The 25,515-nt window shown below is 60.8% G+C and carries 25 protein-coding genes; 11 read left to right on the top strand and 14 right to left on the bottom strand.

Annotation, left to right across the window (positions count from 1 at the left end):
- Positions 1–8 precede the first annotated feature (8 nt).
- Positions 9–785: a ferredoxin--NADP reductase gene (locus EXW71_RS25525; protein WP_134660575.1), complete on the bottom strand. Its 777-nt coding sequence runs from the start codon at positions 783–785 to the stop codon at positions 9–11.
- A 448-nt stretch (positions 786–1,233) separates the two neighbouring features.
- On the opposite strand from EXW71_RS25525, the gene EXW71_RS25520 reads away from it, so the two are divergent.
- Positions 1,234–1,944 carry a LuxR family transcriptional regulator gene (locus tag EXW71_RS25520; RefSeq protein WP_134660574.1) on the top strand — a complete coding sequence of 237 codons (711 nt, stop codon included), beginning with the start codon at positions 1,234–1,236 and terminating at the stop codon, positions 1,942–1,944.
- A gap of 143 nt (positions 1,945–2,087) precedes the next feature.
- Positions 2,088–3,212: a methyltransferase gene (locus EXW71_RS25515; protein WP_134660573.1), complete on the top strand. Its 1,125-nt coding sequence runs from the start codon at positions 2,088–2,090 to the stop codon at positions 3,210–3,212.
- Positions 3,213–3,277: 65 nt separating this feature from the next.
- On the opposite strand, the gene EXW71_RS25510 is transcribed toward EXW71_RS25515, so the two are convergent.
- Genes EXW71_RS25510 through EXW71_RS25500 form a run of 3 tightly spaced genes read right to left on the bottom strand, consistent with a single transcriptional unit; the run spans position 3,278 to position 5,906 of the window.
- Positions 3,278–3,445: a DUF2474 domain-containing protein gene (locus EXW71_RS25510; protein ID WP_134660572.1), complete on the bottom strand. Its 168-nt coding sequence runs from the start codon at positions 3,443–3,445 to the stop codon at positions 3,278–3,280.
- Between the two features lie 12 nt (positions 3,446–3,457).
- The gene (gene cydB / locus EXW71_RS25505; protein WP_123717467.1) at positions 3,458–4,465 is read right to left on the bottom strand and encodes a cytochrome d ubiquinol oxidase subunit II; all 1,008 of its coding nucleotides are present in this window, start codon (positions 4,463–4,465) and stop codon (positions 3,458–3,460) included.
- A 1-nt stretch (position 4,466) separates the two neighbouring features.
- The gene (locus EXW71_RS25500; protein ID WP_123717466.1) at positions 4,467–5,906 is read right to left on the bottom strand and encodes a cytochrome ubiquinol oxidase subunit I; all 1,440 of its coding nucleotides are present in this window, start codon (positions 5,904–5,906) and stop codon (positions 4,467–4,469) included.
- 316 nt (positions 5,907–6,222) lie between these two features.
- Here EXW71_RS25500 and EXW71_RS25495 point away from each other — a divergent pair, with 316 nt between their 5' ends.
- Positions 6,223–7,461, top strand: a complete 1,239-nt coding sequence (locus EXW71_RS25495) for an MFS transporter (RefSeq protein ID WP_134660571.1) — start codon at positions 6,223–6,225, stop codon at positions 7,459–7,461.
- Here EXW71_RS25495 and EXW71_RS25490 read toward each other — a convergent pair.
- The 4 genes from EXW71_RS25490 to EXW71_RS25475 form a co-directional block, all read right to left on the bottom strand.
- On the bottom strand, positions 7,458–9,641 hold the full coding sequence (locus tag EXW71_RS25490; protein WP_134660570.1) for a xanthine dehydrogenase family protein molybdopterin-binding subunit: 2,184 nt from the start codon (positions 9,639–9,641) through the stop codon (positions 7,458–7,460). The genes EXW71_RS25495 and EXW71_RS25490 overlap by 4 nt on opposite strands.
- Positions 9,638–10,627 carry a xanthine dehydrogenase family protein subunit M gene (locus EXW71_RS25485; RefSeq protein WP_123717463.1) on the bottom strand — a complete coding sequence of 330 codons (990 nt, stop codon included), beginning with the start codon at positions 10,625–10,627 and terminating at the stop codon, positions 9,638–9,640. The genes EXW71_RS25490 and EXW71_RS25485 overlap by 4 nt, the downstream gene beginning before the upstream one ends.
- Entirely contained in the window at positions 10,624–11,133 is a 510-nt protein-coding gene (locus tag EXW71_RS25480) for a (2Fe-2S)-binding protein (RefSeq protein WP_123717462.1), read from the bottom strand. Before EXW71_RS25480 ends, EXW71_RS25485 begins: the two co-directional genes overlap by 4 nt.
- A gap of 96 nt (positions 11,134–11,229) precedes the next feature.
- Positions 11,230–11,676 (bottom strand): DUF4879 domain-containing protein, encoded by a 447-nt coding sequence (locus tag EXW71_RS25475; protein ID WP_123717461.1) that lies wholly within the window; start codon positions 11,674–11,676, stop codon positions 11,230–11,232.
- 222 nt (positions 11,677–11,898) lie between these two features.
- Between EXW71_RS25475 and EXW71_RS25470 the strand changes: the two genes are divergently transcribed.
- The 4 genes from EXW71_RS25470 (at position 11,899) to EXW71_RS25455 (ending at position 15,732) form a co-directional block, all read left to right on the top strand.
- Positions 11,899–13,194, top strand: coding sequence for an NCS2 family permease (locus EXW71_RS25470; RefSeq protein ID WP_134660569.1), 1,296 nt, complete (start codon positions 11,899–11,901; stop codon positions 13,192–13,194).
- On the top strand, positions 13,191–14,270 hold the full coding sequence (gene trmA / locus EXW71_RS25465; protein ID WP_134660568.1) for a tRNA (uridine(54)-C5)-methyltransferase TrmA: 1,080 nt from the start codon (positions 13,191–13,193) through the stop codon (positions 14,268–14,270). The genes EXW71_RS25470 and trmA overlap by 4 nt, the downstream gene beginning before the upstream one ends.
- A 167-nt stretch (positions 14,271–14,437) precedes the next feature.
- On the top strand, positions 14,438–14,887 hold the full coding sequence (gene aroQ, locus EXW71_RS25460) for a type II 3-dehydroquinate dehydratase (RefSeq protein WP_123717459.1): 450 nt from the start codon (positions 14,438–14,440) through the stop codon (positions 14,885–14,887).
- A complete protein-coding gene (locus EXW71_RS25455; RefSeq protein WP_134660567.1) occupies positions 14,884–15,732 on the top strand; it encodes a shikimate dehydrogenase in 849 nt (282 codons plus the stop codon). The genes aroQ and EXW71_RS25455 overlap by 4 nt, the downstream gene beginning before the upstream one ends.
- Positions 15,733–15,775: 43 nt before the next feature.
- Here EXW71_RS25455 and EXW71_RS25450 read toward each other — a convergent pair whose 3' ends face one another.
- Together EXW71_RS25450 and quiC are read right to left on the bottom strand one after the other, a co-directional pair.
- Positions 15,776–16,417, bottom strand: coding sequence for a TetR/AcrR family transcriptional regulator (locus EXW71_RS25450; protein WP_123717482.1), 642 nt, complete (start codon positions 16,415–16,417; stop codon positions 15,776–15,778).
- 77 nt (positions 16,418–16,494) lie between these two features.
- Complete coding sequence (gene quiC / locus EXW71_RS25445; protein WP_134660566.1) at positions 16,495–18,396, bottom strand: 3-dehydroshikimate dehydratase QuiC; 1,902 nt, start codon at positions 18,394–18,396, stop codon at positions 16,495–16,497.
- Between the two features lie 209 nt (positions 18,397–18,605).
- Between quiC and EXW71_RS25440 the strand changes: the two genes are divergently transcribed.
- The gene (locus EXW71_RS25440; RefSeq protein WP_134660565.1) at positions 18,606–19,940 is read left to right on the top strand and encodes an MFS transporter; all 1,335 of its coding nucleotides are present in this window, start codon (positions 18,606–18,608) and stop codon (positions 19,938–19,940) included.
- Between the two features lies 1 nt (position 19,941).
- On the opposite strand, the gene EXW71_RS25435 is transcribed toward EXW71_RS25440, so the two are convergent.
- Positions 19,942–20,820 carry a DMT family transporter gene (locus EXW71_RS25435; protein WP_123717456.1) on the bottom strand — a complete coding sequence of 293 codons (879 nt, stop codon included), beginning with the start codon at positions 20,818–20,820 and terminating at the stop codon, positions 19,942–19,944.
- 199 nt (positions 20,821–21,019) lie between these two features.
- On the opposite strand from EXW71_RS25435, the gene EXW71_RS25430 reads away from it, so the two are divergent.
- Genes EXW71_RS25430 through EXW71_RS25420 form a run of 3 tightly spaced genes read left to right on the top strand, consistent with a single transcriptional unit; the run spans position 21,020 to position 23,365 of the window.
- Positions 21,020–21,436 carry a membrane lipoprotein lipid attachment site-containing protein gene (locus tag EXW71_RS25430; RefSeq protein ID WP_134660564.1) on the top strand — a complete coding sequence of 139 codons (417 nt, stop codon included), beginning with the start codon at positions 21,020–21,022 and terminating at the stop codon, positions 21,434–21,436.
- A gap of 54 nt (positions 21,437–21,490) precedes the next feature.
- The gene (locus tag EXW71_RS25425) at positions 21,491–22,378 is read left to right on the top strand and encodes a neutral zinc metallopeptidase (protein ID WP_060752333.1); all 888 of its coding nucleotides are present in this window, start codon (positions 21,491–21,493) and stop codon (positions 22,376–22,378) included.
- On the top strand, positions 22,379–23,365 hold the full coding sequence (locus EXW71_RS25420; RefSeq protein WP_134660563.1) for an alpha/beta hydrolase: 987 nt from the start codon (positions 22,379–22,381) through the stop codon (positions 23,363–23,365).
- A 56-nt stretch (positions 23,366–23,421) separates the two neighbouring features.
- Here EXW71_RS25420 and EXW71_RS25415 read toward each other — a convergent pair whose 3' ends face one another.
- From EXW71_RS25415 to EXW71_RS25405, 3 genes are read right to left on the bottom strand one after another with little or no spacing between them, the layout of a single operon-like run.
- Complete coding sequence (locus EXW71_RS25415; RefSeq protein WP_134660562.1) at positions 23,422–24,021, bottom strand: HAD family hydrolase; 600 nt, start codon at positions 24,019–24,021, stop codon at positions 23,422–23,424.
- A complete protein-coding gene (gene tesB / locus EXW71_RS25410; protein WP_134660561.1) occupies positions 24,018–24,887 on the bottom strand; it encodes an acyl-CoA thioesterase II in 870 nt (289 codons plus the stop codon). Before tesB ends, EXW71_RS25415 begins: the two co-directional genes overlap by 4 nt.
- A gap of 40 nt (positions 24,888–24,927) precedes the next feature.
- The gene (locus EXW71_RS25405; protein WP_134660560.1) at positions 24,928–25,497 is read right to left on the bottom strand and encodes a GNAT family N-acetyltransferase; all 570 of its coding nucleotides are present in this window, start codon (positions 25,495–25,497) and stop codon (positions 24,928–24,930) included.
- Between the last annotated feature and the right edge of the window lie 18 nt (positions 25,498–25,515).

Raw genomic sequence — 25,515 nt, 5'->3', positions numbered from 1 at the left:
CCTTTTTTCTACCAGTAGTTTTCCACTGCCACCTGGCCCGGACGACGGCTCAGGCTCAGTTGCATATCCCGCTGCTTGAGCAATTGACGCGTGTCATCGACCATTTGCGGGTTACCGCAAATCAGTACGCGAGCGTGTTCCGCGGTAAGCTCGACGCCGGCCGCACGCTCCAGCTCTCCGTTTTCGATCAAGGTGGTGATGCGCCCATTCAGCGCACCCGGGTGCTGCTCACGGGTCACGATGGGGATATAGGTGAGCTTGTGGGCGTGTTCGGCCAGGTATTCACGCTCGCCCAGCTCGCGGATCAACGATTGGTAGGCCAGCTCTTTGGCTTCCCGGGCGCTGTACACCAGCACGATACGTTCGAATTTCTCCCAGACCTCGAAGTCCTGCAGGATCGACAGGAAGGGTGCCACGCCGGTGCCGGTCCCCAGCAGCCACAGGTCACGCCCATCCACAAAGCGGTTCAGGGTCAGGAAGCCCGTAGCCTGGCGCTCCACCATCAGGGTATCGCCCACCTGCAAACGGCTCAGCTCACTGGTGAATTCGCCCCCCGGCACGACGATGGAAAAGAAATCCAAGTGCTCGTCAAAGGGAGAGGACACGATGGAATAGGCGCGCCATACCGTACTGCCATCCGCCTTGGTCACCCCCAGGCGCACGAACTGGCCAGCGGTGAACCGAAAGCCGGGGTCACGGGTGGTGCGCAAGGTAAACAGGCTGGGGGTCAACGATTGCACGTCGAGCAAGGTCTGGCGGGTAAATTTCTCAGCACTGGCCGTCATGGGGAACTCCGTTTTGCACAGGGCTCTAGTGTCCCTCAAAGCAGCCTGCGCAAACACCGCTGATTTGTACTGGCATTGCCGTGGCCAAAGCGACGCTAACCGGCACCAGTACAGAGTTCGAAAAGATCAAACCACCAGCGCCAAATGGAAAACTAGTTGGACAAACTATTTCGCTATTAACCCGTTAACCATTCATTGAGATATGAACAGACACGCAAAGAGCCATCATTCCGATATTATCTACAACCCCTTCAATTCAATAAAAAATTTAACTCCAGCCAAGTTTTTTATACAAGAAGATGCCCGACGTACAAATTATTAGTGCTAAAGCTCCAATTACCTGTCCTTTTTTTCATGTTCACACGTAAGCCATGTCCTACACTCATTTCCGTGGTGCACTGGGACGAAAAGAGCCCCCACGCCACGTAAAATCCATGGAGAGTTACAAATGGTGAAATGGCGCAATACCCGGCTCCCCAAACTGGAGGGTGAAAACGAGATCACCAGTGTGTTTGAAATGGTCCTTAACCATACTTATGAACTCGGCTTCCAATACTGCTCCTTTACAATGAGCTCCCAACTAGCGGACAACCAAACTAAACCGATTCAATTCAATAATTACCCAAAGGAATGGAATGAACTGTATCAACAGGCGCACCTCTCCCACGTAGACCCGATTATTGGCCACTGCAAACGCTGCGTACTGCCCATCGTCTGGGAAAAAAAAGCATTCGAGGCAGCCCCCAACTTATGGTCGTTGGCCCAATCGTTTGGGGTGAACTGTGCGTGGACGCAGCCCGTGCATGATTTCAAGGGGGTCTACAGCATGCTGACCCTCGCGCGCAGCAGTGGTGAAGTGAGCCCGCAGGAGCTGTATGAGAAAGCCGGCCAAGTGTTATGGCTCTGCCATGCAATGCACGCGGTGGTCGCGCAAAAGTACACCGAGGGGCCCAATGCGTCGCAGTGCTGCAAACTGCCCCCCCGTGAAACGGAAATACTCAAATGGTCGGCCATGGGCAAGACCGCCGGAGACATCGCTACGATTCTCTGCCTGTCCGAGCGCACCGTAGGCTTTCACATCAAAAGCACGTTCAACAAACTGGGGGTCAACAACAAGATCGCCGCCGTACTCAGAGCCTCCAAAGCAGGGCTGCTTTAGCCGACACGGAAACACTGCATGTCATCAGACTCAAAAAAAAGTAACATTTACGCGCCCTTCTGAGTGATGAGCAGCGCCTTCAGGTGCCATCTCGTAGTTCGCTCAGGCGGTTCCGCCGATGATTACCCAGAGCCCCCCTCGCCATGCCCCTGCTCCACAGCCCTTTCGCCCAGCTCGATCTGATCCGCCAACCCGAGCAACATAACGATCCGCTGCAAGCCTTCGATGCCGCCGACGAGTACCTGCTCGACTACCTGGCGCAACAGCAGCCGGCTGCAACCACCCGCGTGCTGGTGCTCAATGACAGCTTTGGTGCCCTGGCGGCCAGCATTGAGGGGCAGGTGCAAGTCACCTCCAGCGGTGATTCGTTTCTCGCCGCCCTCGGGTTGGAAAAAAACCTGGTGCGCAACGGTAAGGCGTTTGACGCAGTGACGTTCATCCCGGCTAGCCAGGTGCCCACGGGGCCGTTCGATCGGGTGCTGATCCGCGTGCCGAAAACCCTGGCGCTACTGGAAGAACAGTTGATCCGCCTGCAGGGCCAATTGGCACCGGGCGCCGAAGTGATCGCCGGGGCGATGATCAAGCACCTGCCACGGGCCGCGGGAGAGTTGCTGGAACGCTACATCGGGACGATGCACGCCTCACTGGCGGTCAAAAAGGCGCGTTTGTTGATTGCTACCGTCGAGCAGCGCCCGACAGCGGTCTCGCCCTACCCCACCCGTTACGCCCTCGACGCACCAGCTATCGAACTGCTCAATCACGCCAACGTGTTCTGCCGCGAGGGCCTGGATATGGGCACCCGCGCCTTCCTGCCCCACCTGCCGAAAAACCTGGGCAGCGCCCGCGTGGCGGACCTGGGCTGCGGCAACGGCGTATTGGCGATCGCCAGCGCCCTGCAAAACCCCGACGCGCAGTACACCCTGGTGGATGAGTCCTATATGGCGGTGCAATCGGCCGCCGAGAACTGGCAAGCGGCGCTGGGTGAGCGCCACGTGTCGATACGCGCCGGCGACGGCCTTGCCGGTCAGGAGGCGCAGTCGCTGGACGTGGTGCTCTGCAACCCGCCTTTTCACCAGCAACAGGTGGTCGGCGATTTCCTCGCCTGGCGCATGTTCCAGCAGGCACGGGAAACGTTGGTCGTGGGTGGTGCCCTTTATATCGTCGGCAACCGTCACTTGGGCTATCACACCAAGCTCGCCCGCTTGTTCCGGGGGGTCGAGCAAATCGCCACCACTCCAAAATTCGTGATTATCAAAGCGCGCAAATAAAAAAACCCTGCCACTCTTGCAAATGGCAGGGCTGAAAACCGGGCCGCAAGGCCCGGATTGGGATGTCAGTGAGTGGTCAAGCCGGCCGCATTCATGAACAAGCGCATCAGGCTGGCCACGACGAACAGGGCCAGCACACTGCCGGTCCAGATCATCGCCAACCAACCCAGGCGCCGCCACAATGGCTGCTTCTCGGCCTGTTCAATCTCGTGCAGCGTAGGTTTGCCGGACATGGTACGCGCCTCCTAGTGGTAGCCGTCTTCATGGGTGACCTTGCCGCGGAACACGTAGTAGCTCCAGAAGGTGTAGCCCAGGATGAACGGGATGATGAACAGCGTACCCACCAGCATGAAGCCCTGGCTCTGCGGCGGCGCCGCGGCGTCCCAGATCGACACTGACGGCGGAATAATGTTCGGCCACAGGCTGATACCCAAACCGCTGTAGCCGAGGAATATCAGCACCAGCGTCAGCAGGAACGGTGTGTAGTGGGCATGACGCGCCACCGCGCGAATCAGCCCGTACATGGTCACCAACACCAGGATCGGCACCGGCAGGAACCAGAACAGGTTTGGCAGGGTGAACCAGCGCGAGGCGATTTCCGGATGCGACAGCGGCGTCCACAGGCTGACGATACCGATCACCGCCAACACCACGAAGGCCAACGGCCGCGCCAGGTTATGCATCTGCTCCTGTAACTTGCCTTCGGTCTTCATGATCAGCCAGGTGCAACCCAGCAGGGCATACGCGATCACCAGGGCCACGCCGCAGAACATCGTGAACGGCGTCAGCCAATCCAGCGAGCCGCCGGCGAACTGACGGTCGACCACCGGGATACCGTCAATGAACGCCCCCAGCGCCACGCCCTGGAAGAAGGTGGCGGCGATCGAGCCGCCGATAAACGCCTTGTCCCACAGGTGACGCTTGTGGTCCTTGGCCTTGAAGCGGAACTCGAAGGCCACGCCGCGGAAGATCAACCCGATCAGCATCAGGATCAGCGGCAGGTACAACGCCGACAGCACGACCGAGTAGGCCAGCGGAAAGGCGCCGAACAATGCCGCACCGCCCAGTACCAGCCAGGTTTCGTTGCCGTCCCATACCGGAGCGACGGTGTTCATCATGACGTCGCGGTCAACTTTGCCCGGGATAAACGGGAAGAGGATGCCGATACCCAGGTCGAAGCCGTCCATCACCACGTACATCATGATGCCGAAGATGATGATCACGGCCCAGATCAGCGGAAGATCAATACCCATCTCAATTCCCCTTGTGCTGGATGTGGTCGTGGTCGTCATCACTGCCGTCATCGGCCGCCGACAACGGACGCGCGGGTGTACGTTTCTGGCCAGGGCCACCGTGGGTCGGCTCGGTACTTTCATGGGTGACCGGACCTTTGCGAACCAGGCGCATCATGTAACCCAGACCTGCGCCGAACAGGGCGAAGTACACCACCACGAACAACACCAGGGTGATCGTCATCTGCACCAGGCTGTGCCCGGAGGACGCGTCCGCCGTGCGCATCAGGCCGTAGACCACCCATGGCTGGCGGCCGATTTCGGTGGTGAACCAACCGGCAAGAATCGCGATCAGGCCGGATGGCCCCATCCACAACGCCAGGTACAGGAACGGTTTGGACGTATACATCTTGTCGCCACGGCGCAGCCAGAGACTGAACAGGCCGGTGAAGATCATCAGAAAGCCCAGGCCAACCATGACGCGGAACGACCAGAACACGATGGTCGAGTTGGGACGGTCTTCAGGCGGGAACTCCTTGAGCGCCGGCACCTGTTTGTCCAACGAGTGAGTCAGAATCAGGCTGCCCAGGTACGGAATCTCCACCGCGTACTTGGTTTTTTCGGCCTTCATGTCCGGCAAGCCGAACAGTATCAATGGGGTCGGTTCGTTGCCGATGTTTTCCCAGTGGCCTTCAATCGCGGCAATTTTTGCCGGTTGGTGCTTGAGGGTGTTGAGGCCATGGAAGTCGCCGATGACCGCCTGGATAGGCGCGACGATCAAGGCCATCCACATGGCCATCGACAACATGGTGCGGATCGCCGGGTTGTCCTTGCCGCGCAACAAGTGCCAGGCCGCCGAGGAGCCGACAAAGAACGCAGTGGCCACGAAGGCCGCCGTGGCCATGTGCGCCAGGCGATAAGGGAACGACGGGTTGAAGACCACAGCGAACCAATCGGTCGGGATCACCCGGCCATCGACGATCTCAAAGCCCTGGGGCGTCTGCATCCAGCTATTGGACGACAGGATCCAGAACGTGGAGATCAGCGTGCCGACGGCGACCATCACGGTGGCGAAGAAGTGCAGCTTGCGCCCCACTTTATTCCAACCGAACAGCATCACCCCGAGGAAACCGGCTTCGAGGAAAAACGCCGTGAGCACCTCGTATGTCAGCAGCGGCCCGGTAACGGCGCCGGCAAAGTCCGAGAAACGGCTCCAGTTGGTGCCGAACTGATAAGCCATGACCAAGCCGGAGACCACGCCCATACCGAAGTTGACGGCGAAGATTTTCGACCAGAAGTGGTAGAGGTCACGGTAGGTGTCGTTGTGGGTCTTGAGCCACAAGCCTTCCAGCACCGCAAGGTAACTGGCCAGGCCGATGGTGATCGCCGGGAACAGGATGTGAAACGAGATGGTGAACGCGAATTGAATTCGGGCGAGATCTAGCGCCTCCAAACCGAACATAAGTCTTCCTCTGTCAGGTAATACCGGCTGCTGGCGGACGCCTGCACCCACTGCCCCCACGGATATTGAGTCTGGCGAATTCCAGTTCGTTTCTTTTTTTATCCACCACGCAGGGAATCTGGCCCTGAGGCCACCAGAACAATTCCGGAACCGGTTTTGATCTGGATCAAGCACTGCTGAAAGAGTAGTCCCATTTTCAGCATCGAACTGTGTGGTCTTTTGCCGCGTGACAGACTGCCTCAGCTCAGTTGTTGCAACCATCTGTTACAACTTAATGATAATCTCGGCCTCTCTCCGGCCCTGACTTGAACCCCCGATGCCAAGTGAACCCGCGTTGCTGTTGCGCCACCACCGCCCCTTCATCGCGTTCTGGCTGGCGCGGATCTTTACCGCCAGCGGCTTCCAGATGCTCACCGTGGCCATCGGCTGGAACCTCTACCAACTGACCGGCAATGTGCTGGACCTGGGCTTGGTCGGCCTGGTGGAATTCGTGCCACGCGTACTGTTCATGCTGCACACCGGGCATGTGGCCGACCGCTATGAGCGGCGCAAGGTGGCCGCCATCTGCCAGACCGTACAAGCGCTGATTGCCCTGAGCCTGGCCATCGGTGGGCTGACCGGCAACGTAACCCGCGAGATGATCTTCATCCTCGCCTTCCTGCTGGGCGCCGCGCGCTCCTTTGAAATGCCCACGACTCAAGCGCTGCTGCCGAGTATCGTGCCCACGGCACTGTTCCCACGGGCGGTAGCGTCCTCGCAGTCGGCCCAGCAACTGGCGACCATCGTCGCACCGGCACTTGGCGGTTTGCTGTATGCGTTCGGCAGTGTGTGGGTGTATGGCCCCACTGTAGCGTTGTACCTGATCGCCTGCATACTGACCCTGAACCTGCCCGCCCGCCAGACGCCGCTCAACAAAGGCAAGGCCACCCTGGACTCGCTGCTGGCCGGCATCCGCTTCATCCGCAGCCGCCCGGACATCCTCGGCGCGATTTCCCTGGACCTGTTCGCTGTACTGCTCGGCGGCGCCACCGCGTTGCTGCCGGTGTTCGCCAAGGACATCCTGCTGACCGGTGCCTGGGGCCTGGGCCTGCTGCGCTCGGCACCGGCGGTGGGCGCGCTGCTGATGTCATTGTGGCTGGCTCGGTTTGCCGTGGACCGGCAGGTGGGCCGTGTGATGTTCACCGCCGTGGGGGTGTTCGGCGTGGCAACTATCGCCTTCGGTCTGTCGACCTCGTTCTGGTTTTCCCTGGCGGTGCTGGTGGTGCTGGGTGCGGCGGACATGATCAGCATGGTGATCCGCGCCTCTTTCGTGCAATTGGAGACCCCGGATGAAATGCGCGGCCGCGTCAGTGCGGTCAACGGCCTGTTCATCGGCGCATCCAATCAACTGGGAGAGTTCGAATCCGGGATCACTGCCCACTGGTTCGGCACCGTACCCGCCGTGGTCATGGGCGGGGTCGGTACCTTGCTGGTGACAGGCGTGTGGATCAAGCTGTTCCCGAGCCTGGCCAACCGCGACCGGATGCATGTTCCGGTCGAAGAGGCCAAGGTTTAAAGCACCTTATCCAGGGTGATCGGAAAGTCCCGGACCCGCTTGCCGGTGGCGTGGTAGACCGCATTCGCTACGGCTGCCGCCACCCCGACGATGCCGATTTCACCGACGCCCTTGGAACCGAGCGCGTTGACGATCTCGTCGTGTTCTTCGACGAACAGCACATCAATATCCCCGATATCGGCGTTAACCGGAATGTGGTACTCGGCCAGGCTGTGATTCATATAGCGGCCCAGTTGATGGTCGACCTGGGTTTCTTCATGCAGCGCCATGCCGATGCCCCACACCACCCCGCCGAGAATCTGGCTGCGGGCCATCTTTGGATTGACCACTCGCCCGGCCGCAACGGCGCTGACCACCCGGCTGACATGGATAGTGCCAAGGTCTTCATCCACCCGGACTTCAACGAACACCGCTGAATGGGTGGCGGTGGCATAACCTTCGCGCTTTTTATCGGGCTCGCTGTCGACCTGCACGGCTAATGCCTCTTCGCCGCTGTCTTTGACCAATTGGGCCAGCGAGACACTGACATCACCCGTGTGCAGTTGGCCGTCCTCGAAGCGCACGGTGTCGGCCCCTTCAAAGACCGGGTAAGTCTGCCGGGCGATTTTCAGCAGCTTGGCATTCAACGCCTCGCACGCTTGCTGAACGGCGGTGCCCACTGAGGATACGGTAAACGAGCCCCCCTGCAGCGGCGCCGTGGGCAACGATGAATCGCCCAGGAGAAATGTCACGTCCTTGACCGCCACGCCACTCGCCTGTGCCGCGATCTGGGTCATCACGGTGTAAGTACCTGTGCCGATATCCGTGGTGGCGCTGCTCACCGTCAGCTTGCCCTGCGCGTCGATCCGCGCCTTGGCGCTGGCCTTCATCTGCATGGCTTCCCACACGCCGCCCGCCATGCCCCAGCCGATCAACTGCTGCCCCTCACGCATGCTGCGCGGCTCCGGGTTGCGCAGGTGCCAGCCGAAGCGTTCGGCGCCTTCGCGGTAGCACTCACGCAGGGCTTTACTCGACCAGGGTTTGTCTTCGTTCTGGTTGCGCTCCGCGTAATTGATCAGGCGCAGTTGCACCGGGTCCATGCCCAACGCACACGCCAGTTCGTCCATGGCGCATTCCAGGCCGATCACTCCCAGGGCGGCGCCGGGTGCCCGCATGTCCAGCGGAGTGAACACATCGAGCGGCACCAGCTTGTAGGTCAACTGCACGTTGTCGCAGTGGTAGAGCATGCCGCTCCATTCCACCACATGCTCACTGAAGTCTTCGAAGCGCGAGGTCTGGCCAATGGCGGTATGCCCAAGTGCGAGCAGCCGCCCGTCGGCGGCGGCACCCATTTGCAGGCGCTGCAAGGTGCGCGGGCGGTAGCCGAAAGTGAACATCTGCTGACGCGTCAGGGTGACCCGCACCGAACGCTTGAGCGCCAGCGACGCCATCACCGCCAGCGGCAATTGATATTGCGGACGCAAGCCGGAACCGAAAGCCCCGCCGACGAAAGCCGCAAAGATACGCACCTGGCTTTTATCCAGGCCGAACACTTTTTGCACATAGGCCTGGCAGTTCTGCGGCCCTTGGGTTTTGTCATGGATATGCAGGGTGCCGTCCGGCTGGTACAGCACGGTGCTGGCGTGCGGTTCCATAGGGTTGTGATGCTCGATGGGCGTGCTGTAATGCACGTCGAGGCTGACGGCGGCGGCGCTCCACTGCGCCTGAAAGTTGCCACGTGGCTTGGGCGGCGTTTGCGGCGAGGCGTGGGCATGCTCCTGCCTCACCAGCAAGTCGGTTTCAAAGGCTTCGCTTTCGTACTCGATGTGCACCAGCGAACCGGCATGCCGTGCCAGCTCCAGATTATCGGCGATCACCAGGGCCAGTGGTTGGCCGCTGTAGAGCACGCGGTCGTTGTACAACGGGCGGAACGGCGAACCGTCCGCTGCATCGGCATCGGCAAACGCATCGTCGTAACTGGCGAGTTTCGGCCGGTTGAGGTGATCGAGCACCATCACCACGCCGGGCAATGCCAGCGCTTTGGAGGCGTCGATCTTGACCACTCGCCCCCTGGCGATGGTGCTGGACACGACGCTGCCGTGGAGCAGGTCCGGGTCGGCAAACTCACCGGCATAGCGTGCCTGGCCCGTGACCTTGAGCAGACCATCGACACGGTCGAGGGGTTTTCCGATAGCGGTCATGGGCGTTCTCCTGCGACAGCGGCATCGCTCAAGGCGCGGATAATCGCGCGACGCGCCAGCTTGATCTTGAAGCCGTTGTGTTCCAGCGGCTCGGCATCTTGCAACAGCGCATCAGCGGCGGCGCTGAAGGTTTCGCGGCTGACCTTGCGGCCGATCAACGCGGCTTCCACCGCGCGATCACGCCAGGGTTTGTGCGCCACGCCGCCGAGCGCCAGGCGGGCGTCGACGAGGGTGTCGCCCTCCAGCTCCAACGCGGCGGCAACCGACACCAGGGCAAAGGCGTACGACGCACGGTCACGGATTTTCAAATAGTGGCTGTGGCTGGCAAGGCGGTCAGCCGGTAACTCAATGGCCGTGATCAGCTCATCATCCGCCAACAGGTTGTCGCGCTGCGGGGTATCGCCCGGCAAGCGATGGAAATCGGCAAACTCAATCACGCGGGAGCCGCCACGGCCCTCCACATGTACACGGGCCTCGAGTGCCGCCAAGGCGACACACATGTCAGAGGGGTGGGTCGCCACACACTGATCACTGGCACCGAGAATGGCATGGATGCGGTTCAAGCCGGTTCGCGCCGGGCAACCGCTGCCGGGTTCGCGTTTGTTGCAGGGCACGCCGGTGTCATAGAAGTAGTAGCAACGGGTACGCTGCAACAGATTACCGCCGGTACTGGCCATGTTGCGCAACTGCGGTGACGCCCCGGCGAGGATCGCCTGGGACAGCAAAGGGTAGCGGGCTTCGATCAATGGGTGCCAGGCCAGGTCAGCGTTGCTGACCAAGGCGCCGATCATCACCCCACCACTGGCCGTGGGTTCAACGCCATGCAGCGGCAGCCCGGTGATATCGATCAGGTGTTCAGGGCGGCTGATGTTCTCTTTCATCAGGTCCAACAAATTGGTGCCACCGGCAATAAAGCGCGAGGCGGCGCTGCTCAGATGAACCGCTTCATGTACATCGCTCGGCTTGCTGTACTGGAAAGGGTTCATTGAGGGTCTCCCAGCACGACCGCTTCGATCGCGTCGCGGATGTTGCTGTAGGCACCACAGCGGCACAGGTTGCCGCTCATCAATTCCTGGATTTGCGCGGTGTCGCGGGCGCGCCCTTCGTTGGCCAGGCCCACGGCAGAGCAAATCTGTCCGGGCGTGCAATAGCCACATTGAAACGCGTCATGCTTGATGAATGCCTGCTGCATCGGATGGAGCACATCACCGTCAGCCAAGCCCTCGATGGTGGTCAACTCGGCACCGTCACACATCACCGCCAGGGTCAGGCAGGCATTCACGCGTTTGCCGTCGCGCAGTACGGTGCAGGCACCACACTGGCCGTGGTCGCAGCCCTTTTTGCTGCCGACCAGATCGAGCTGCTCACGCAGCAGGTCAAGCAAGGTGGTCCAGGGCAACACGTTCAATTCGCGCTGCCGGCCGTTCAGGGTCAGGCGTATCGGGTGACTGACGAACGGTTGAACCGCCGTGTCATTGGGGGTTGCGCTCATAAACACCTCACGGGTTGAAGTCCAGCCGCGGCGTTCGGGAAAGTCGCCGTCTCTGGGGTACGACTACCGGTGGTTATGAGCGTTCAAGGGGATTGATCAGCGGATATTGAGCATCGTCTTCAAGGTATTTTGCGGGCCGTTGATCGACGTATTGCTGAACTCGAACCAACCCTGGGCTTCGACATTCAAGTCAAACACATAGATGTAGCCCATCAGCGTGCCCACGCCGTTGCAAGCCTCGCTGATATTGCCGACCTGGCACACCGGCGTGCGCTGCCCGTCCAATTCGGCGCCATTGAAACGGCCCATGGGGCTGTTACCCAGGCCGACTTCCATCACCGAGACCCTGGTAGGGCCACGGTGCTCGCAAAGCTGGGTACTCTGTGCGCCTTCCGGGATTTTCTCGCTGCAACGCGCCGACTCGACCTTGAACACCCGCACCTCGCTCAAGGGCGGTGCAGCTGCGCCCCACGCTGGTGCCGCGCCCCACCACAGGCCGATACTGGCGATCAGAGCTAGACTCCACGCGTTGGCTTTTTTCATGCTGTTAACGACCCTGCCTTGAACGTCGGCGCAGTATGCCTCAAGGCCATGATCCACAGCCATGCATCGCAAAGCCAACCCCGTGCGCCACACGGCCTCGGCTGCTGGTATGATGCGCCGCTTTTTCCGATCCTCTCTGAAACCACAGGCGCTTGGCGCAGTTTGTGCTTTGACTTAGAGGTCAACAAATAACGACGCAAGATAGCGTCACAGGGAGCCGGCATGCTGGAAAAGCTGTTTCAACTCAAAGCACACAACACCAACGTGCGCACCGAGATTCTCGCAGGTATCACAACGTTCCTGGCCATGGCCTACATCCTGTTCGTGAACCCGAGCATCCTCGGCGAAACCGGCATGGACAAGGGCGCGGTGTTTGTCGCGACCTGCCTGGCGGCCGCCATCGGTTCGACCGTGATGAGCCTGATCGCCAACTACCCGATCGCCCTGGCACCGGGCATGGGCCTCAATGCCTTCTTTACCTACACCGTGGTCCTGCACATGGGCCACACCTGGCAGGTTGCGCTGGGCGCGGTATTCATTTCGGCGGTGCTGTTCTTCCTGCTGTCGATCTTCCGTATCCGTGAGTGGATCATCAACAGCATCCCGCTGCCGCTGCGCTCGGCGATTGCCGCCGGTATCGGCCTGTTCCTGGCCCTGATCGCCCTGCACAACGCCGGTATCGTGGTCAGCAACCCGGCCACCATGGTCGGCCTGGGCGACCTGAAACAACCCGCACCGATCCTCGCCACCCTCGGCTTCGCGCTGATCGTGGCGCTGGAAGCCCTCGCCGTGCGCGGCGCGGTGCTGATCGGCATCCTTGCGGTGACCATCGTCTCCATCGTCATGGGCTTCACCCCGTTCGGCGGCGTGACCTCGATGCCACCGTCCCTGGCCCCGACCTTCCTGCAGTTGGATATCAAAGGTGCGTTGGATATCGGCCTGGTCAGCGTGATCTTCGCGTTCCTGTTCGTCGACCTGTTCGATAACTCCGGCACCCTGATCGGCGTCGCCAAGCGCGCCGGCCTGATGGGCAAGGATGGCCACATGCCGAAAATGGGCCGTGCGCTGATCGCCGACAGCACCGCCGCCATGGCCGGCTCCCTGCTGGGCACCTCGACCACTACCAGCTACATCGAGTCCGCCGCGGGTGTGAGCGCCGGTGGCCGTACCGGTTTGACCGCTATCGTGGTCGCGATTCTGTTCCTGCTGGCGCTGTTCTTCTCGCCACTGGCCGCCAGCGTACCGGCCTTCGCTACCGCCCCGGCGCTGCTGTTCGTGGCGGTGTTGATGACGTCGGGCCTGGCGGAAATCGATTGGGATGACATTACCGTGGCAGCACCGGTGGTGATCACCGCCCTGGCGATGCCTTTCACTTACTCCATCGCCAACGGCATCGCCTTCGGTTTCATCGCCTGGACCGCCATCAAGCTGCTTTCGGGCCGCTACCGTGAGCTGAACCCGGCACTGGTGATCCTGTCGATCCTGTTCGTGATCAAGCTGGGCTGGTTCAACGCATGACTTTTGACGCCACACGCTACACCGCTCAACTGCAAGACAAGGTCACGCGCTTGCGTGACCTGCTGGCACCGTTCGACGCCCCCGAGCCGCAAGTCTTCGATTCGCCGTTGCAGAACTTCCGCCTGCGCGCGGAGTTCCGCCTGTGGCGCGAAGGCGGTGAGCGCCATTACGCGATGTTCTCGCAGGATGACAAGCGCACACCGATCCTGATCGAAGCGTTCCCCATCGCCAGCACCCGCATCAACCAGTTGATGCCGCAGCTCAAGGCCGCCTGGCAAGCCAGTGCCGCCCTGAGCCACAAGCTGTTCCAAGTGGAGTTCCTCACCACATTGGCCGGCGATGCGATGATCACTCTGTGCTATCACCGCCCACTGGACGAGCATTGGCACACCGCCGCCAACCAGCTCGCAGCCGACTTGAACGTCAGCATCATCGGTCGTTCCAAGGGCAAGCGCGATGTGATCGGCCATGACTACGTGGTGGAAAAGCTCGAAGTCGGCGGCCGGACCTTCAGCTATCGCCAACCCGAAGGCGCGTTCACCCAGCCCAACGGTACGGTGAACCAGAAGATGCTCAACTGGGCCTATGAAGCCCTGGGTGATCGCCCGGATGATTTGCTGGAACTCTACTGCGGCAACGGCAACTTCACCCTGCCCCTGGCGACCCGCGTGCGTAAAGTGCTGGCCACCGAGATCAGCAAAACGTCCGTGAATGCCGCCCTGAGCAACCTCGATGAAAACGCTGTGGATAACGTCACCCTGGTGCGCTTGTCCGCCGAAGAGCTCACCGAGGCGCTGAATGAAGTGCGTCCGTTCCGCCGCCTGCATGGCATCGACCTGAAAAGCTACGAATTCGGCAGCGTTTTCGTCGACCCGCCTCGTGCCGGTATGGACCCTGACACCTGCGAACTGACCCGACGCTTCGACAACATCCTGTATATCTCCTGCAACCCGGAGACCTTGGCCGCGAACATCGCGCAACTGCATGACACGCACCGCATTACCCGCTGTGCGATGTTTGACCAGTTCCCGTGGACGCACCATATGGAATCCGGTGTGTTGTTGACCCGACGCTGATCACCCGCCGCCCGCCTTCGGGCGGCGCGGTTGCGCCAGCAATTGCCCTGGATTAACGGTTCGATAATCGAACACATGCCGATCAGGGCACCCTACCGTCGATTGACCAAATTAACCATTCCGTACATTTTACCTCCACAACGAACAATAATTGTGGAGACACCCCCATGCAGCCCCTCGTCCTGGTGCTCAACGGCCCCAACCTCAACCTGCTCGGTACCCGTGAGCCTGCCACCTACGGCCATGAAACCCTGGCCGATGTCGCCGCCTTGTGTGGTCGCAGCGCTGAACAACTGGGGTTGAAACTGGAGTTTCGCCAAACCAATCACGAAGGCGAATTGCTCGACTGGATCCACGGCGCCCGCGCCCGTTGTGCCGGAATCGTGATCAACCCCGCCGCCTGGACCCACACCTCGGTAGCGATTCGCGATGCGTTGGTGGCCAGTGAAGTACCGGTGATCGAAGTGCACTTGTCCAATGTGCATGCGCGTGAGGCGTTTCGGCATCACTCCTTTGTATCGCCCATCGCCACAGCCGTGCTGGCCGGCTTCGGCAGCCACGGCTATCACTTGGCCCTGAGTCATTTCAGCCAATTGCTCAAAGGGGCGAACCGATGAAACCGCGCATCCTCGCCGGCCTGATCGGCTCGGGCATCCAGGCCTCCCGCACCCCCGCGCTGCATGAGCAGGAAGGTGACGCCCAAGGCCTGCGCTATCTCTATCGCCTGATCGATCTGGCGCCGCCGCACCTGGACATCAACGCCCTGCCCGACCTGCTGCACGCCGCCGAATTGATGCACTTCACCGGGCTGAACATCACCTACCCGTGCAAGCAGGCGATCCTGCCTCTGCTCGATGAATTATCCGACGAGGCCCGAGGCATTGGTGCGGTCAACACCGTGCTCTTCAAGGAAGGCAAACGCATCGGCCACAACACTGATTGCCTGGGGTTTGCCGAAGGGTTTCGGCGCAATTTGAATGATGTCGCCCGCCAACGCGCCGTCCAGATGGGCGCTGGCGGTGCGGGTGCGGCCGTGGCCCACGCGCTGTTGGCGGAAGGCGTGCAGCACTTGAGCATTTTTGACGTGGATATCAACCGCGCCCGCGACCTTGTGGATAACCTCGCGCAGCGTTTCGGCGGCGGTCGCGCTCAGGTCGGCAGCCACCTGGAAAGCGCCATGGCCGAGGCCGATGGGCTGGTGAACACCACGCCGATGGGCATGGCAAAACTGCCGGGCACGCCGGTGCCGCCCGCTCTGTTGCGGGCTGAATTATGGGTCGCGGAAATTGTGTACTTCCCACTGGAAACCGAACTGCTGCGCGACGCCCGCGCCTTGGGTTGCCGCACACTCGATGGCGGCAACATGGCGGTGTTTCAGGCGGTGAAGGCGTTTGAGTTATTCAGTGGCAAGGTGCCGGATGCAGACCGCATGTTGGCGCACTTCCAGAGCATGAATAGCTAGAATCCAAATGTGGACTGCATTTCAGCGTGAGCGTCTTGGGCACTCACGCCTGCAGATAACGCATCACCGAATCACAAATCATCTCGCGGTGTCGCTGCTTGATCGCCTCGTCCGACAGCTCGATCTGAAAAATCTCACTGAACGTGTGGCGGTTGGACACGCGGTAAAAGCTGAATGAGTTGATCAGCAGGTGCACGTCCAACGGGTCCAGGCCCTCACGGAACAGCCCCATCTCGGCACCACGTCGCAAGGTGACGCCCAGCGCTTCGAGGATGTTGCTGTTCATTGCCTTGATCGACTCCGAACGCTTCACGTATTCAGCGTTGTGGATATTCTCGATGCTGACGATACGTACGAAATCCACGTTCTGGTCGTGGTGATCAAACGTGAACTCTACCAGCCGCCGGATCGCCTCACGGGGCTCCAGCGCGGTGAGGTTCATGCGGGTTTCGGTGTTACGGATGTCGCCGTAGAGCTTCTCCAACACCTCGACGTACAACTGTTCCTTACTGCCGAAGTAGTAATAGATCATCCGTTTGGAGGTGTGGATACGCTCGGCGATCGCATCCACGCGAGCGCCTGACAGGCCCTGTTGAACAAACTCGACGATGGCTTCCTGAAGGATGTTTTCGCGGGTCTTTTCCGGATTGTTCTTACGACTCTTGCGCGGTGCTTCGGAGGTCATGGTGCGCTCACGGCCAGTGTTATGCAGGCGGTGATTATGGGCCGCGCCGCCCGCCGAAGGAAGCACCCCACACCTCGTTATAAACGCGCCTGGCGCGCCGCGCCGCTACGGGATTTAGCCATCGCCGCCAGACGTACCGCCACGTTGGCCGCGCCATAACCGGCGTAACCGTTTTTGCGCTGGATAATCTCGAAGAAAAACCGCCCTTCGAACGCCTCGGTGTACACGTGAAACAACTCACCGCCCTGGGCGTCGCGGTCGTACAGCACGTTGTAGTACGCCAACTCGCTGAGAAATTCATCGTCGAAATCAAACCGCGCCGCCAGGTCGTCATAGTAGTTGAGCGGAATATCCAACAATGGCACACCGGCGGCCTTGGCCCGGCTCACCTCGGCGAAGATATCCGCACAGTCGAAAGCAATGTGGTGCACACCCGAGCCTCGATAGCTCGATAGTGCGTGGGAAATGGCGGTGTTGCGGTTCTCGGAAATATTCAGCGGCAGGCGGATCGAGCTGCAACGGCTACGCAGCGCACGGCTTTTCACCAGGCCGTAAGGGTCGGGCAATACCACTTCATCATCGGCTTCAAAATCCAGCAGGCTCTTGTAGAACAGTACCCAACTGTCGAGGCTGTCGGCCGGTAAGGCCATGGCCATATGGTCGATGCGCAGCAGGCCGCCACCGGAGAGGGTTGCCGGCTGCAAGTTGAAATCGGTGTCGTACAAATCGCCTTCGCTCGGGTCTACCAGGTAAATCAGGCTGCCGTCCGGTGCACGTACCGCCCCCAGTTCCAGCTCGTTCGGCCCCACCAGTCCGCGATACGGCTGGCCCTTGTAGGCCACTGCCCGCGCCAGCGCCTTGGCACTGTCCTTGACCCGAATCGCGGTGGCACACAACGAGGGCCCGTGGGCTTCGAAAAAATTATGGGCGAAGGAATAAGGTTCGCAGTTGAGGATCAAGTTGATATCCCCCTGACGCAGCAGGCTCACACTCTTGGAGCGGTGCTGCCCGGCCTTGACAAAACCCAGGCGCTCCAGCCACTGGGTGAGCCTGGCACCGAGGTTTTCATCCACGGCAAACTCCAGGAACTCGACGCCACCGTATTCGCTGGCGGCCGGGGTATCGAACAGGATGTCAACGGGCTGGGCAGGCGCTTGCTGCTGGAGGCGCTCGCGGGTTTTCTCTTCCAGGTACAGCAGCGAGCGCAAGCCATCTGCCGCGTTCGCCCGGGTTGGCGCCGCACGGAAGCCATCGTTGAATATCTCGAGGGATAAAGGCCCGGTGTAACCACTCTGGATGATAGGTGCCAGAAACCCCGGCAGGTCGAATTCGCCCTGCCCGGGGAAGCAACGGAAATGCCGGCTCCACTCCAGCACATCCATGGCCAGGATCGGCGCGTCGGCCATTTGCACAAAGAAGATCTTGTCGCCGGGGATCTGGGCGATCGCGCTCGGGTCGCCCTTGAGCGACAAGGTGTGGAAGCTGTCGAGCAACACGCCGAGGCTGGGGTGATCGACCTGGCGCACCAGGTTCCACACCTGCTGCCAGGTGTTCACATGCTTGCCCCACGCCAGCGCTTCATAACCAATGCGCAGGCCACGGCGCCCGGCGTGTTCGGCCAGCAGGCTCAAGTCGTCGAGTAAAATGCGCTCGTCGCCCACGCAATCGGCCGAAGCATTGCTGCACACCAGCACCAGGTCGGTGCCCAACTCCTGCATCAAATCGAACTTGCGCTCGGCCCGTTCAAGGTTGCGCGCCAAGCGGGCGCGGCGGCAACCTTCGAAGTCGCGGAAGGGCTGGAACAAGGTGATGGCAATGCCCAGGTCGGCGCACATTTGCCTGACTTCCCGCGGGCTGCCGTCGTAATACAATAAGTCATTCTCAAAGATCTCGACCCCGTCGAACCCGGCGGCGGCAATGGCTTCGAGCTTTTCCGGCAGGGTGCCGCTCAAGGAAACGGTGGCAATGGAACGTTGCATGGGCGACTCCCGGCAATTGTTGTTTGTGGCAAATTATTCGCCCCCAGCCTACACGCAGCAATTAAAATGTACGAACCGGTTAGTTTTTGGTGCGATTATCGAACACTAAGCCCCTTGGCGAATTGACGATTTTTTAGGCACTGCGCACCATCGTTCACGCAAGAAGACCCAGCACACACCATAAGAATTTCAAAAACGGGTACTAACTCATGCCTTCGCAAAACTCCGTCCTGGCCACACGCCCGGGCAACCCGCACGCCGGCATCGGCGACAAGATCCGCGGCGCCCTGGCCGTGGGTAAAACCCGCTGGGGCATGCTGGCCCTGGTATTCTTCGCCACCACGCTGAACTACATCGACCGCGCCGCCCTGGGCGTGATGCAACCGATCCTGGCCAAGGAAATGAGCTGGACGGCGATGGACTACGCCAACATCAACTTCTGGTTCCAGGTGGGCTATGCCATCGGGTTCGTGCTGCAAGGTCGGCTGATCGACCGCATCGGCGTGAAGCGCGTGTTCTTCTGCGCAGTCTTGCTGTGGAGCCTGGCCACCGGCGCCCACGGCCTGGCCACCTCGGCAGTCGGTTTTATGGTCTGCCGCTTTATCCTCGGGCTGACCGAAGCCGCCAACTACCCGGCCTGCGTCAAGACCACACGCTTGTGGTTCCCGGCGGGTGAACGTGCAGTGGCCACCGGCATCTTCAACGCCGGCACCAACGTCGGTGCGATGATGACGCCAATGCTGTTGCCGCTGATCCTGCACGTATGGGGCTGGCAGGCGGCATTTCTGTGCATGTCGGCACTCGGCGGGATCTGGCTGGTGTGCTGGGGCCTGAAGTACTACAACCCCGAAGAACATCCAACCGTTAAACAATCCGAATTGGATTACGTGCAACAGGAAGTCGAACCCGAACAACCTGGCGTCCCGTTCAGCCGCATCCTGCGCATGCGTGGCACTTGGGCATTCGCCCTCGCCTACGCGATGACCGCGCCAGTGTTCTGGTTCTACCTGTATTGGCTACCGCCGTTCCTGAACCAGCAATACAACCTGGGCATCAACGTGACCCAGATGGGCATTCCGCTGATCATCATTTACCTGACCGCCGACTTCGGCAGTGTGGGCGGGGGCATTCTGTCGTCGTTCCTGATCGGACGAGGGATGAATTCGATCAAGGCGCGGCTGTTGTCGATGTTGCTGTTTGCCTGCTGCATCGTCGGTGTGATCATGGCGGCCGGTTCCAGCCAGCTGTGGGTCGCGGTGTTTGCCATTTCCCTGGCCATCGGTGCCCACCAGGCCTGGACCGCCAATATCTGGAGCCTGGTGATGGACTACACACCCAAGCACATGATGAGCACGGTGTTCGGTTTCGGCGGGATGTGCGCGGCGATCGGCGGCATGTTCATGACCCAGATCGTCGGGCATATCCTCACGGTCACGAATAACAACTACACGGTGTTGTTCACCCTGATCCCAGCGATGTACTTCATTGCCCTGACCTGGATGTACTTCATGGCGCCGCGCAAGATTCCTACCGTAGACCTCTGATCTACCTACGCCGCTGCTGCCAGGCAGCGGCCAACCCGCTCATGCAGATCACCCCGATACCTACCACCGTGGTCAGGTCCGGGGTGTGGTTGAACACTAACCAACCCAACAACCCTGCGAATACGATCTGGCAATAGCCGAACGGCGCCAGCAAGGCCGGCGCCGCGAAGCGGAACGCCTGGGTCAACAGCAGGTGCGCCGTCATCCCGCAAGTGCCCAGCGCCAGCATCAAAATGGCATGCCACAGCGTGGGGATCTGCCAGAAGAACGGCACCATTGCACTCATCACCAAGGTATTGCACAGGCCGGCGAAGAAGTTGCTGGTGGTCGGCGTGTCGTATTGGCTGAGGATGCGCGTGAGCAACTGATAGAAGCAGAAAAACAGCGCCGAACACAGCGGCAGCAACACCGCCGGGGTAAACAACTCGCCCCCCGGATGGATGATCACCAGCACACCCACAAACCCGCAGATCACCGCCAGCCATTGGCCACGTGTGACATGCTCGCCGAGCAGAGGCACGGACAATGCCGTCACCAATATCGGCGCGAGGAAGTTCACCGCCGTGGCTTCCGCCAACGGGATGTAGTGCAACGCCGTGGTAAAAAACAGGCTCGTGCCCAACAGACACAACGCGCGCACCACCTGCATCCCCGGCCGCTTGCTGCGCAGCACCCGCAGGCCCGATTGCGGCAGGAAGATCCCGGCCATCAACAGGGTGTGCACCAAATAACGCGCCCACACCACCATCACGATCGGATAGAACCCGGCCAGGTATTTGGACAAAGCGTCGTGGCTGGAAAACAGAAACGTCGCCACCACAATCAGCAAAATGCCTTTGAAGGGATGGTTGACGCCGGAAAGGGGGGTGCTGACGGTCATTGAATTCTCTTGCATGGCGGACTGAACGCTGAGCACTGAACACGGCAGCACTCAACCCGGTAATCTAGCAGTCGGGCCGGAGTCTGCCCCAAGAGCATAACCAAACACGGTGCGAACAGCGCACTAAATCACTGTATTCGAGTCCAACGCTGCACGTTCGCCGACGTGCTGCGCACTTTTTGATCAAGGCCATGCCGCTATGAAAAAAATACTCTTTGTCCTGTCTGCCCTTGCCCTGCTCACCGCGTGCAATAAAGAGGAAAAACCGGCCCCCAAGCCCGCGCCGGCATCGGTACAGGCCACGCTGGTGCCGGCAACGCCGCCTACCGATAAATGGGTCGGCAAATGGATCGGCGTCGAAGGCTTGAGCCTGACCATCGCCAAGGACGACAGCATCGGCCGCGGCCACTACCTGCTGACCATGAAGTACGGCCTCGATAGCGACGACACCGGCACCTTCAAAGGTGAAGCCAACGAAGACGGCATTACCTTTACCCGCCCCGACGGCCCACAGCAATTGAGCGCGGGCGACGGTGAAGCCACCGGCCTGAAATGGTTGGCGGATAAAAAGGACTGCCTGATTGTCGATACCGGCGAAGGTTATTGCCGCGATTAACGGCCATACTATTTCCCAATTAATGTAAGACCGTTTACCGAGAGGATTGCCCCCATGCTATGGAAAAAAGGCCGACGCAGTGACAACGTGGTGGATGCCCGCGATGACAGTGGCGGCGGCGGTGGAGGCATGCGCTTTGGTGGCGGCAAGGGCCTGAGCCTCACGGCGATTGTGTTGATCGTCGGCATTGGCTGGCTGACCGGCCAGGACCCGCTGCAGATCCTCGGCCAACTGACCGGCCAGATGGAACAGGCACCCTCGGTGAGCACGCAAACCCGCCAGGCGCCGCCGGCCAACGACCAACAGGCTGATTTCGTGCGCGCCGTCCTGGGGGACACGGAAGACACCTGGGGTCAGGTGTTCAAGGAAAACGGCCTGGTCTACAAGAACCCCAAGCTGATTCTGTTCCGTGGCCGGGTCAACTCCGCATGCGGCAGCGCCACCTCGGCCAGCGGCCCGTTCTACTGCCCGGCCGACCAGCAAGTGTATCTGGACCTGGATTTCTTCCGGGAAATGTCCCAACGCTTCCAGGCCGCCGGCGAGTTCGCCCAGGCCTATGTGATCGCCCACGAAGTCGGGCACCACGTACAAACACTGCTGGGTATCTCGTCCAAGATCCAGGCCGCACGCCAGCAAGGCCGGCAGATGCAAGGCGACGGCGGTTTGCTGGTACGCCAGGAGCTGCAAGCCGACTGCTTCGCCGGGGTGTGGGCCAACCGTGCGCAAAAACGCCTGAACTGGCTGGAGCCCGGCGACATTGAAGCAGCACTGAACGCCGCCAACGCCATTGGCGATGACCGTTTGCAGCAACAGGGTCAAGGGCGCGTCGTGCCGGACTCGTTTACCCATGGCACCTCGGCACAGCGTGTTCGCTGGTTCAAGACCGGCTTCACCGAGGGTCAAATCACTCAATGCGATACCTTTGCCGCCAAGAGCCTCTAAATGAATCAACGACTGGGTCTACTGCTGAGCTTGATGATCACCTGTTCCACCGGCGCCTGGGCTGCCGAGAAAGCGCATGGCGTCAAAGTGGTCAGCCCCGATCGTTTTCACCTGGAGGCCGGCGACCTCAGCCTGGGCCTGAGCCAGGATTGGCGCCAGCCATTGCCCAACGTCACCCGTGCGTTGATCATCGTGCATGGTCGGCTGCGCAATGCGCAGACCTACCTGAAAAGCGGCGAAGATGCCGCCGCACACGCAGGGGTCGCCCCTGACACCTTGGTCATCGCGCCGCAGTTTCTGAATGAGTTGGACGTGCAACGCAACCACTTGGATAAGCAGGTGCTGCGCTGGAACGGCAATGACTGGATGGCCGGCGAACCGTCCACCGCACCCGGCCAACTCAGCTCTTACGGCGCACTGGACCAGATCATCAAGCATCTTGGCGACCGCAAACTGTTCCCGGCGCTGAAAGAAATCGTTGTGGCCGGCCATTCAGGCGGCGGGCAGGTGGTCCAGCGTTTTGCCCTTACCGGGCATGATCATCCGCTGCTGCAAACCGAAGGCATCAGCCTGCGCTACGTGGTGGCCAACCCATCGTCCTACGCTTACTTCAGCCCGCAACGGCCGGTGAAGTTCGATGTGTCCAGTTGCCCAAGCTTCAACGACTGGAAGTACGGCATGCAGGACCTGCCCGCCTACGCAAAGGGCCAGGGCGCCGAGCAACTTGAACACAGCTACGTGGCACGCAACGTCACCTACCTGCTCGGCCAGCAGGACACCGACCCGAACCACCCGGCGCTGGACAAGAGCTGCGAAGCCGAGACCCAAGGCGCATACCGGCTGGTGCGTGGGCACAACTATTTTGATTACCTCAAGGCGCGCCATCCACAACTGAGCCATAAGCTGGTGGAAGTGCCGGGCGTGGGCCACGACGGAGATAAGATGTTCACGTCGCCTGAGGGCGAGAAGGTGCTATTTACCCAGTAGTCACTGAATAAACCGACTCAACATGTGGGAGCGAGCGTGCTCCCACACTTCGCTGTTCAGTGACTGGCCTGGATCATCCGACGCAGGTCCGCACAGTCTGCGGCATGCCAATCCGCCAACTGCGGCCACGGGTTTTCCGGCAGGTTCACCAACACCGTCCTGGCACCCGCCGCCCGGCCGCAATCCAGGTCAAAGCGGTAATCGCCCACCATGACCATCTCGCTCGGCGCCACCTCCCAGGCCGTCGCCAGTTTCAGCAGCCCACCAGGATCGGGTTTGGGCGGCGCATCGTCACGCCCGAGTACATCCTCGGCGGCGAAGCAGTCGGCCAGGCCAATCGCCTCCAGAGTGATATGCGCCAGCTCCCGCGCATTGCGGGTCAGGATACCCAGGCGATAACCGCGCCCGGCCAACTCCCGCACCAACTCCACCGCACCTTTTGCGGCAACCGATCCCACCGCCAACTCGCGCTCATGCTCCAGCAACCAGGCATGCTTGGCCGCCGCAATATCCACCGGCAACGCCGCCAGGTGCGTGAGGATGTCGTCCTCCGGGGGAATGTCCAAGGCCACGCGAATGGCCGCAAAATCGTGGACGGCCACCGTAAGGGTGCCGTCCATGTCAAAGACCCAATGTTTGATGTGCGCCAGGCTCATGCCCAATCCTTGCGATGACGAATCAAGCCTTCCTGGGTCACCGAGGCCACCAACTGGCCGGCGCGGTTGTACACGCTGCCACGGGAAAAGCCACGGGAGTTGCCCGCCCATGGGCTGTCCATGGCGTAAAGCAGCCAGTCATCGGCACGCAGGTCAGCGTGGAACCACAGCGCATGGTCGAGGCTGGCGACCTGCATGTCTTTCTGCCACACGGTCTTGCCATGAGGCAGCAACGAGGTGGTCAGCAAACCGAAGTCCGAGGCATAGGCCAGCAGGTATTTATGCAGCGCGGGCAAGTCGGCCAGGGCACCGTCGGCGCGAAACCACACGTACTTGACCGGGTCGGACGGCTGCGGGTTGAACGGATCTTTCTCGGTCACCGGGCGCACTTCGATCGGCTTGGGGCACAGCAGCTTGTCGCGCATGTGCTCAGGGACCAGGTGCGCGCGTTGCTGGGTCAGTTCCAGTTCGGAGGGCAGGTTTTCCGGGCCGACCACCACGGGCATGGTGCTCTGGTGCGCAAAACCTTCTTCGTCGTATTGGAACGAGGCGCTGCAGGTGAAGATCGGGTTGCCCTTCTGAATCGCGGTGACGCGGCGGGTGCTGAAACTGCCGCCGTCACGTACGCGGTCCACCGAGTACACCACCGGCAACGACGCGTCGCCCGGGCGCAGAAAATAGCCATGCAGGGAATGCACATGCCGCGCTTCTTCTACGGTCTGGCTGGCTGCCGACAGCGACTGGCCGAGCACCTGGCCGCCGAACAGCTGGCGAAAGCCCAGGTCCTGGCTGCGGCCGCGAAAGAGGTTTTCCTCGATCGGCTCCAGGGTCAGCAGGTCCACCAGATCTTCCAACACTTGGCTCATAGAGCAACTCCTACACAATCTATGGGGCATTCCGGTCTGCTTATCCGTGCAGCGTGTCCAACCATTGGGCGCGGGTGATGCGATACAAAACATGATGGCGCAGCGGGTTTTCGGCTGCGACCTTGGGGTGTTCAAAATCTGCCTGGGGATCGTAATGCATACCGATGGCCTGCATGACTTTTTGTGATGGCAGATTGGTCTCGGTGGTGAAGGCGAGGATCTCATCCAGCTGCAATCGATCGAAGCCGCAACGCAAAGCGGTCCAGGCCGCCTCACTGGCATAACCCAGGCCCCAATGCTCGCGGGACAGGCGCCAGCCGATTTCCACGGCCGGGACGAAGTCGGCCTCGAAACTGACATTCTGCAGCCCGGTCAGGCCGATAAACTCGCGAGTGTCCTTGCGCTGCAAGGCCCAAAAACCAAAGCCGTACTCGGCAAAATGCCCACGAATCCGCCCGATCAGCGCAGCCGTTTCCAGGTGGCTCAATTTAGCGGGGAAATAGCGCATCACCTGCGGGTCGGCGCACATGCGCGCAAATTCCGGCAGGTCGCTGTCGCGCCATTGGCGCAGCACCAACCGTGCGCTTTCCAATTCCAGTATCGGCTCCATGGGTCCCCTCCCTTGCCA

This window comes from Pseudomonas sp. BCA17, assembly GCF_004519405.1.
In the GTDB taxonomy this organism is placed as follows: Bacteria; Pseudomonadota; Gammaproteobacteria; order Pseudomonadales; family Pseudomonadaceae; genus Aquipseudomonas.
This window is presented reverse-complemented; position numbering and strand designations above follow the sequence as displayed.

Coding starts and splice junctions, on each gene's coding strand:
- EXW71_RS25525 (WP_134660575.1), bottom strand. CDS start 785: ATGACGGCCAGTGCTGAGAAATTTACCCGCCAGACCTTGCTCGACGTG.
- EXW71_RS25480 (WP_123717462.1), bottom strand. CDS start 11,133: ATGAGCGCAACCCCCAATGACACGGCGGTTCAACCGTTCGTCAGTCAC.
- EXW71_RS25455 (WP_134660567.1), top strand. CDS start 14,884: ATGAAACCGCGCATCCTCGCCGGCCTGATCGGCTCGGGCATCCAGGCC.
- EXW71_RS25405 (WP_134660560.1), bottom strand. CDS start 25,497: ATGGAGCCGATACTGGAATTGGAAAGCGCACGGTTGGTGCTGCGCCAA.
- EXW71_RS25430 (WP_134660564.1), top strand. CDS start 21,020: ATGAAAAAAATACTCTTTGTCCTGTCTGCCCTTGCCCTGCTCACCGCG.
- trmA (WP_134660568.1), top strand. CDS start 13,191: ATGACTTTTGACGCCACACGCTACACCGCTCAACTGCAAGACAAGGTC.
- quiC (WP_134660566.1), bottom strand. CDS start 18,396: ATGCAACGTTCCATTGCCACCGTTTCCTTGAGCGGCACCCTGCCGGAA.
- EXW71_RS25435 (WP_123717456.1), bottom strand. CDS start 20,820: ATGACCGTCAGCACCCCCCTTTCCGGCGTCAACCATCCCTTCAAAGGC.
- EXW71_RS25415 (WP_134660562.1), bottom strand. CDS start 24,021: ATGAGCCTGGCGCACATCAAACATTGGGTCTTTGACATGGACGGCACC.
- EXW71_RS25500 (WP_123717466.1), bottom strand. CDS start 5,906: ATGTTCGGTTTGGAGGCGCTAGATCTCGCCCGAATTCAATTCGCGTTC.
- EXW71_RS25470 (WP_134660569.1), top strand. CDS start 11,899: ATGCTGGAAAAGCTGTTTCAACTCAAAGCACACAACACCAACGTGCGC.
- EXW71_RS25420 (WP_134660563.1), top strand. CDS start 22,379: ATGAATCAACGACTGGGTCTACTGCTGAGCTTGATGATCACCTGTTCC.
- cydB (WP_123717467.1), bottom strand. CDS start 4,465: ATGGGTATTGATCTTCCGCTGATCTGGGCCGTGATCATCATCTTCGGC.
- tesB (WP_134660561.1), bottom strand. CDS start 24,887: ATGAGCCAAGTGTTGGAAGATCTGGTGGACCTGCTGACCCTGGAGCCG.
- EXW71_RS25425 (WP_060752333.1), top strand. CDS start 21,491: ATGCTATGGAAAAAAGGCCGACGCAGTGACAACGTGGTGGATGCCCGC.
- EXW71_RS25440 (WP_134660565.1), top strand. CDS start 18,606: ATGCCTTCGCAAAACTCCGTCCTGGCCACACGCCCGGGCAACCCGCAC.
- EXW71_RS25515 (WP_134660573.1), top strand. CDS start 2,088: ATGCCCCTGCTCCACAGCCCTTTCGCCCAGCTCGATCTGATCCGCCAA.
- EXW71_RS25475 (WP_123717461.1), bottom strand. CDS start 11,676: ATGAAAAAAGCCAACGCGTGGAGTCTAGCTCTGATCGCCAGTATCGGC.
- EXW71_RS25485 (WP_123717463.1), bottom strand. CDS start 10,627: ATGAACCCTTTCCAGTACAGCAAGCCGAGCGATGTACATGAAGCGGTT.
- aroQ (WP_123717459.1), top strand. CDS start 14,438: ATGCAGCCCCTCGTCCTGGTGCTCAACGGCCCCAACCTCAACCTGCTC.
- EXW71_RS25490 (WP_134660570.1), bottom strand. CDS start 9,641: ATGACCGCTATCGGAAAACCCCTCGACCGTGTCGATGGTCTGCTCAAG.
- EXW71_RS25495 (WP_134660571.1), top strand. CDS start 6,223: ATGCCAAGTGAACCCGCGTTGCTGTTGCGCCACCACCGCCCCTTCATC.
- EXW71_RS25510 (WP_134660572.1), bottom strand. CDS start 3,445: ATGTCCGGCAAACCTACGCTGCACGAGATTGAACAGGCCGAGAAGCAG.
- EXW71_RS25520 (WP_134660574.1), top strand. CDS start 1,234: ATGGTGAAATGGCGCAATACCCGGCTCCCCAAACTGGAGGGTGAAAAC.
- EXW71_RS25450 (WP_123717482.1), bottom strand. CDS start 16,417: ATGACCTCCGAAGCACCGCGCAAGAGTCGTAAGAACAATCCGGAAAAG.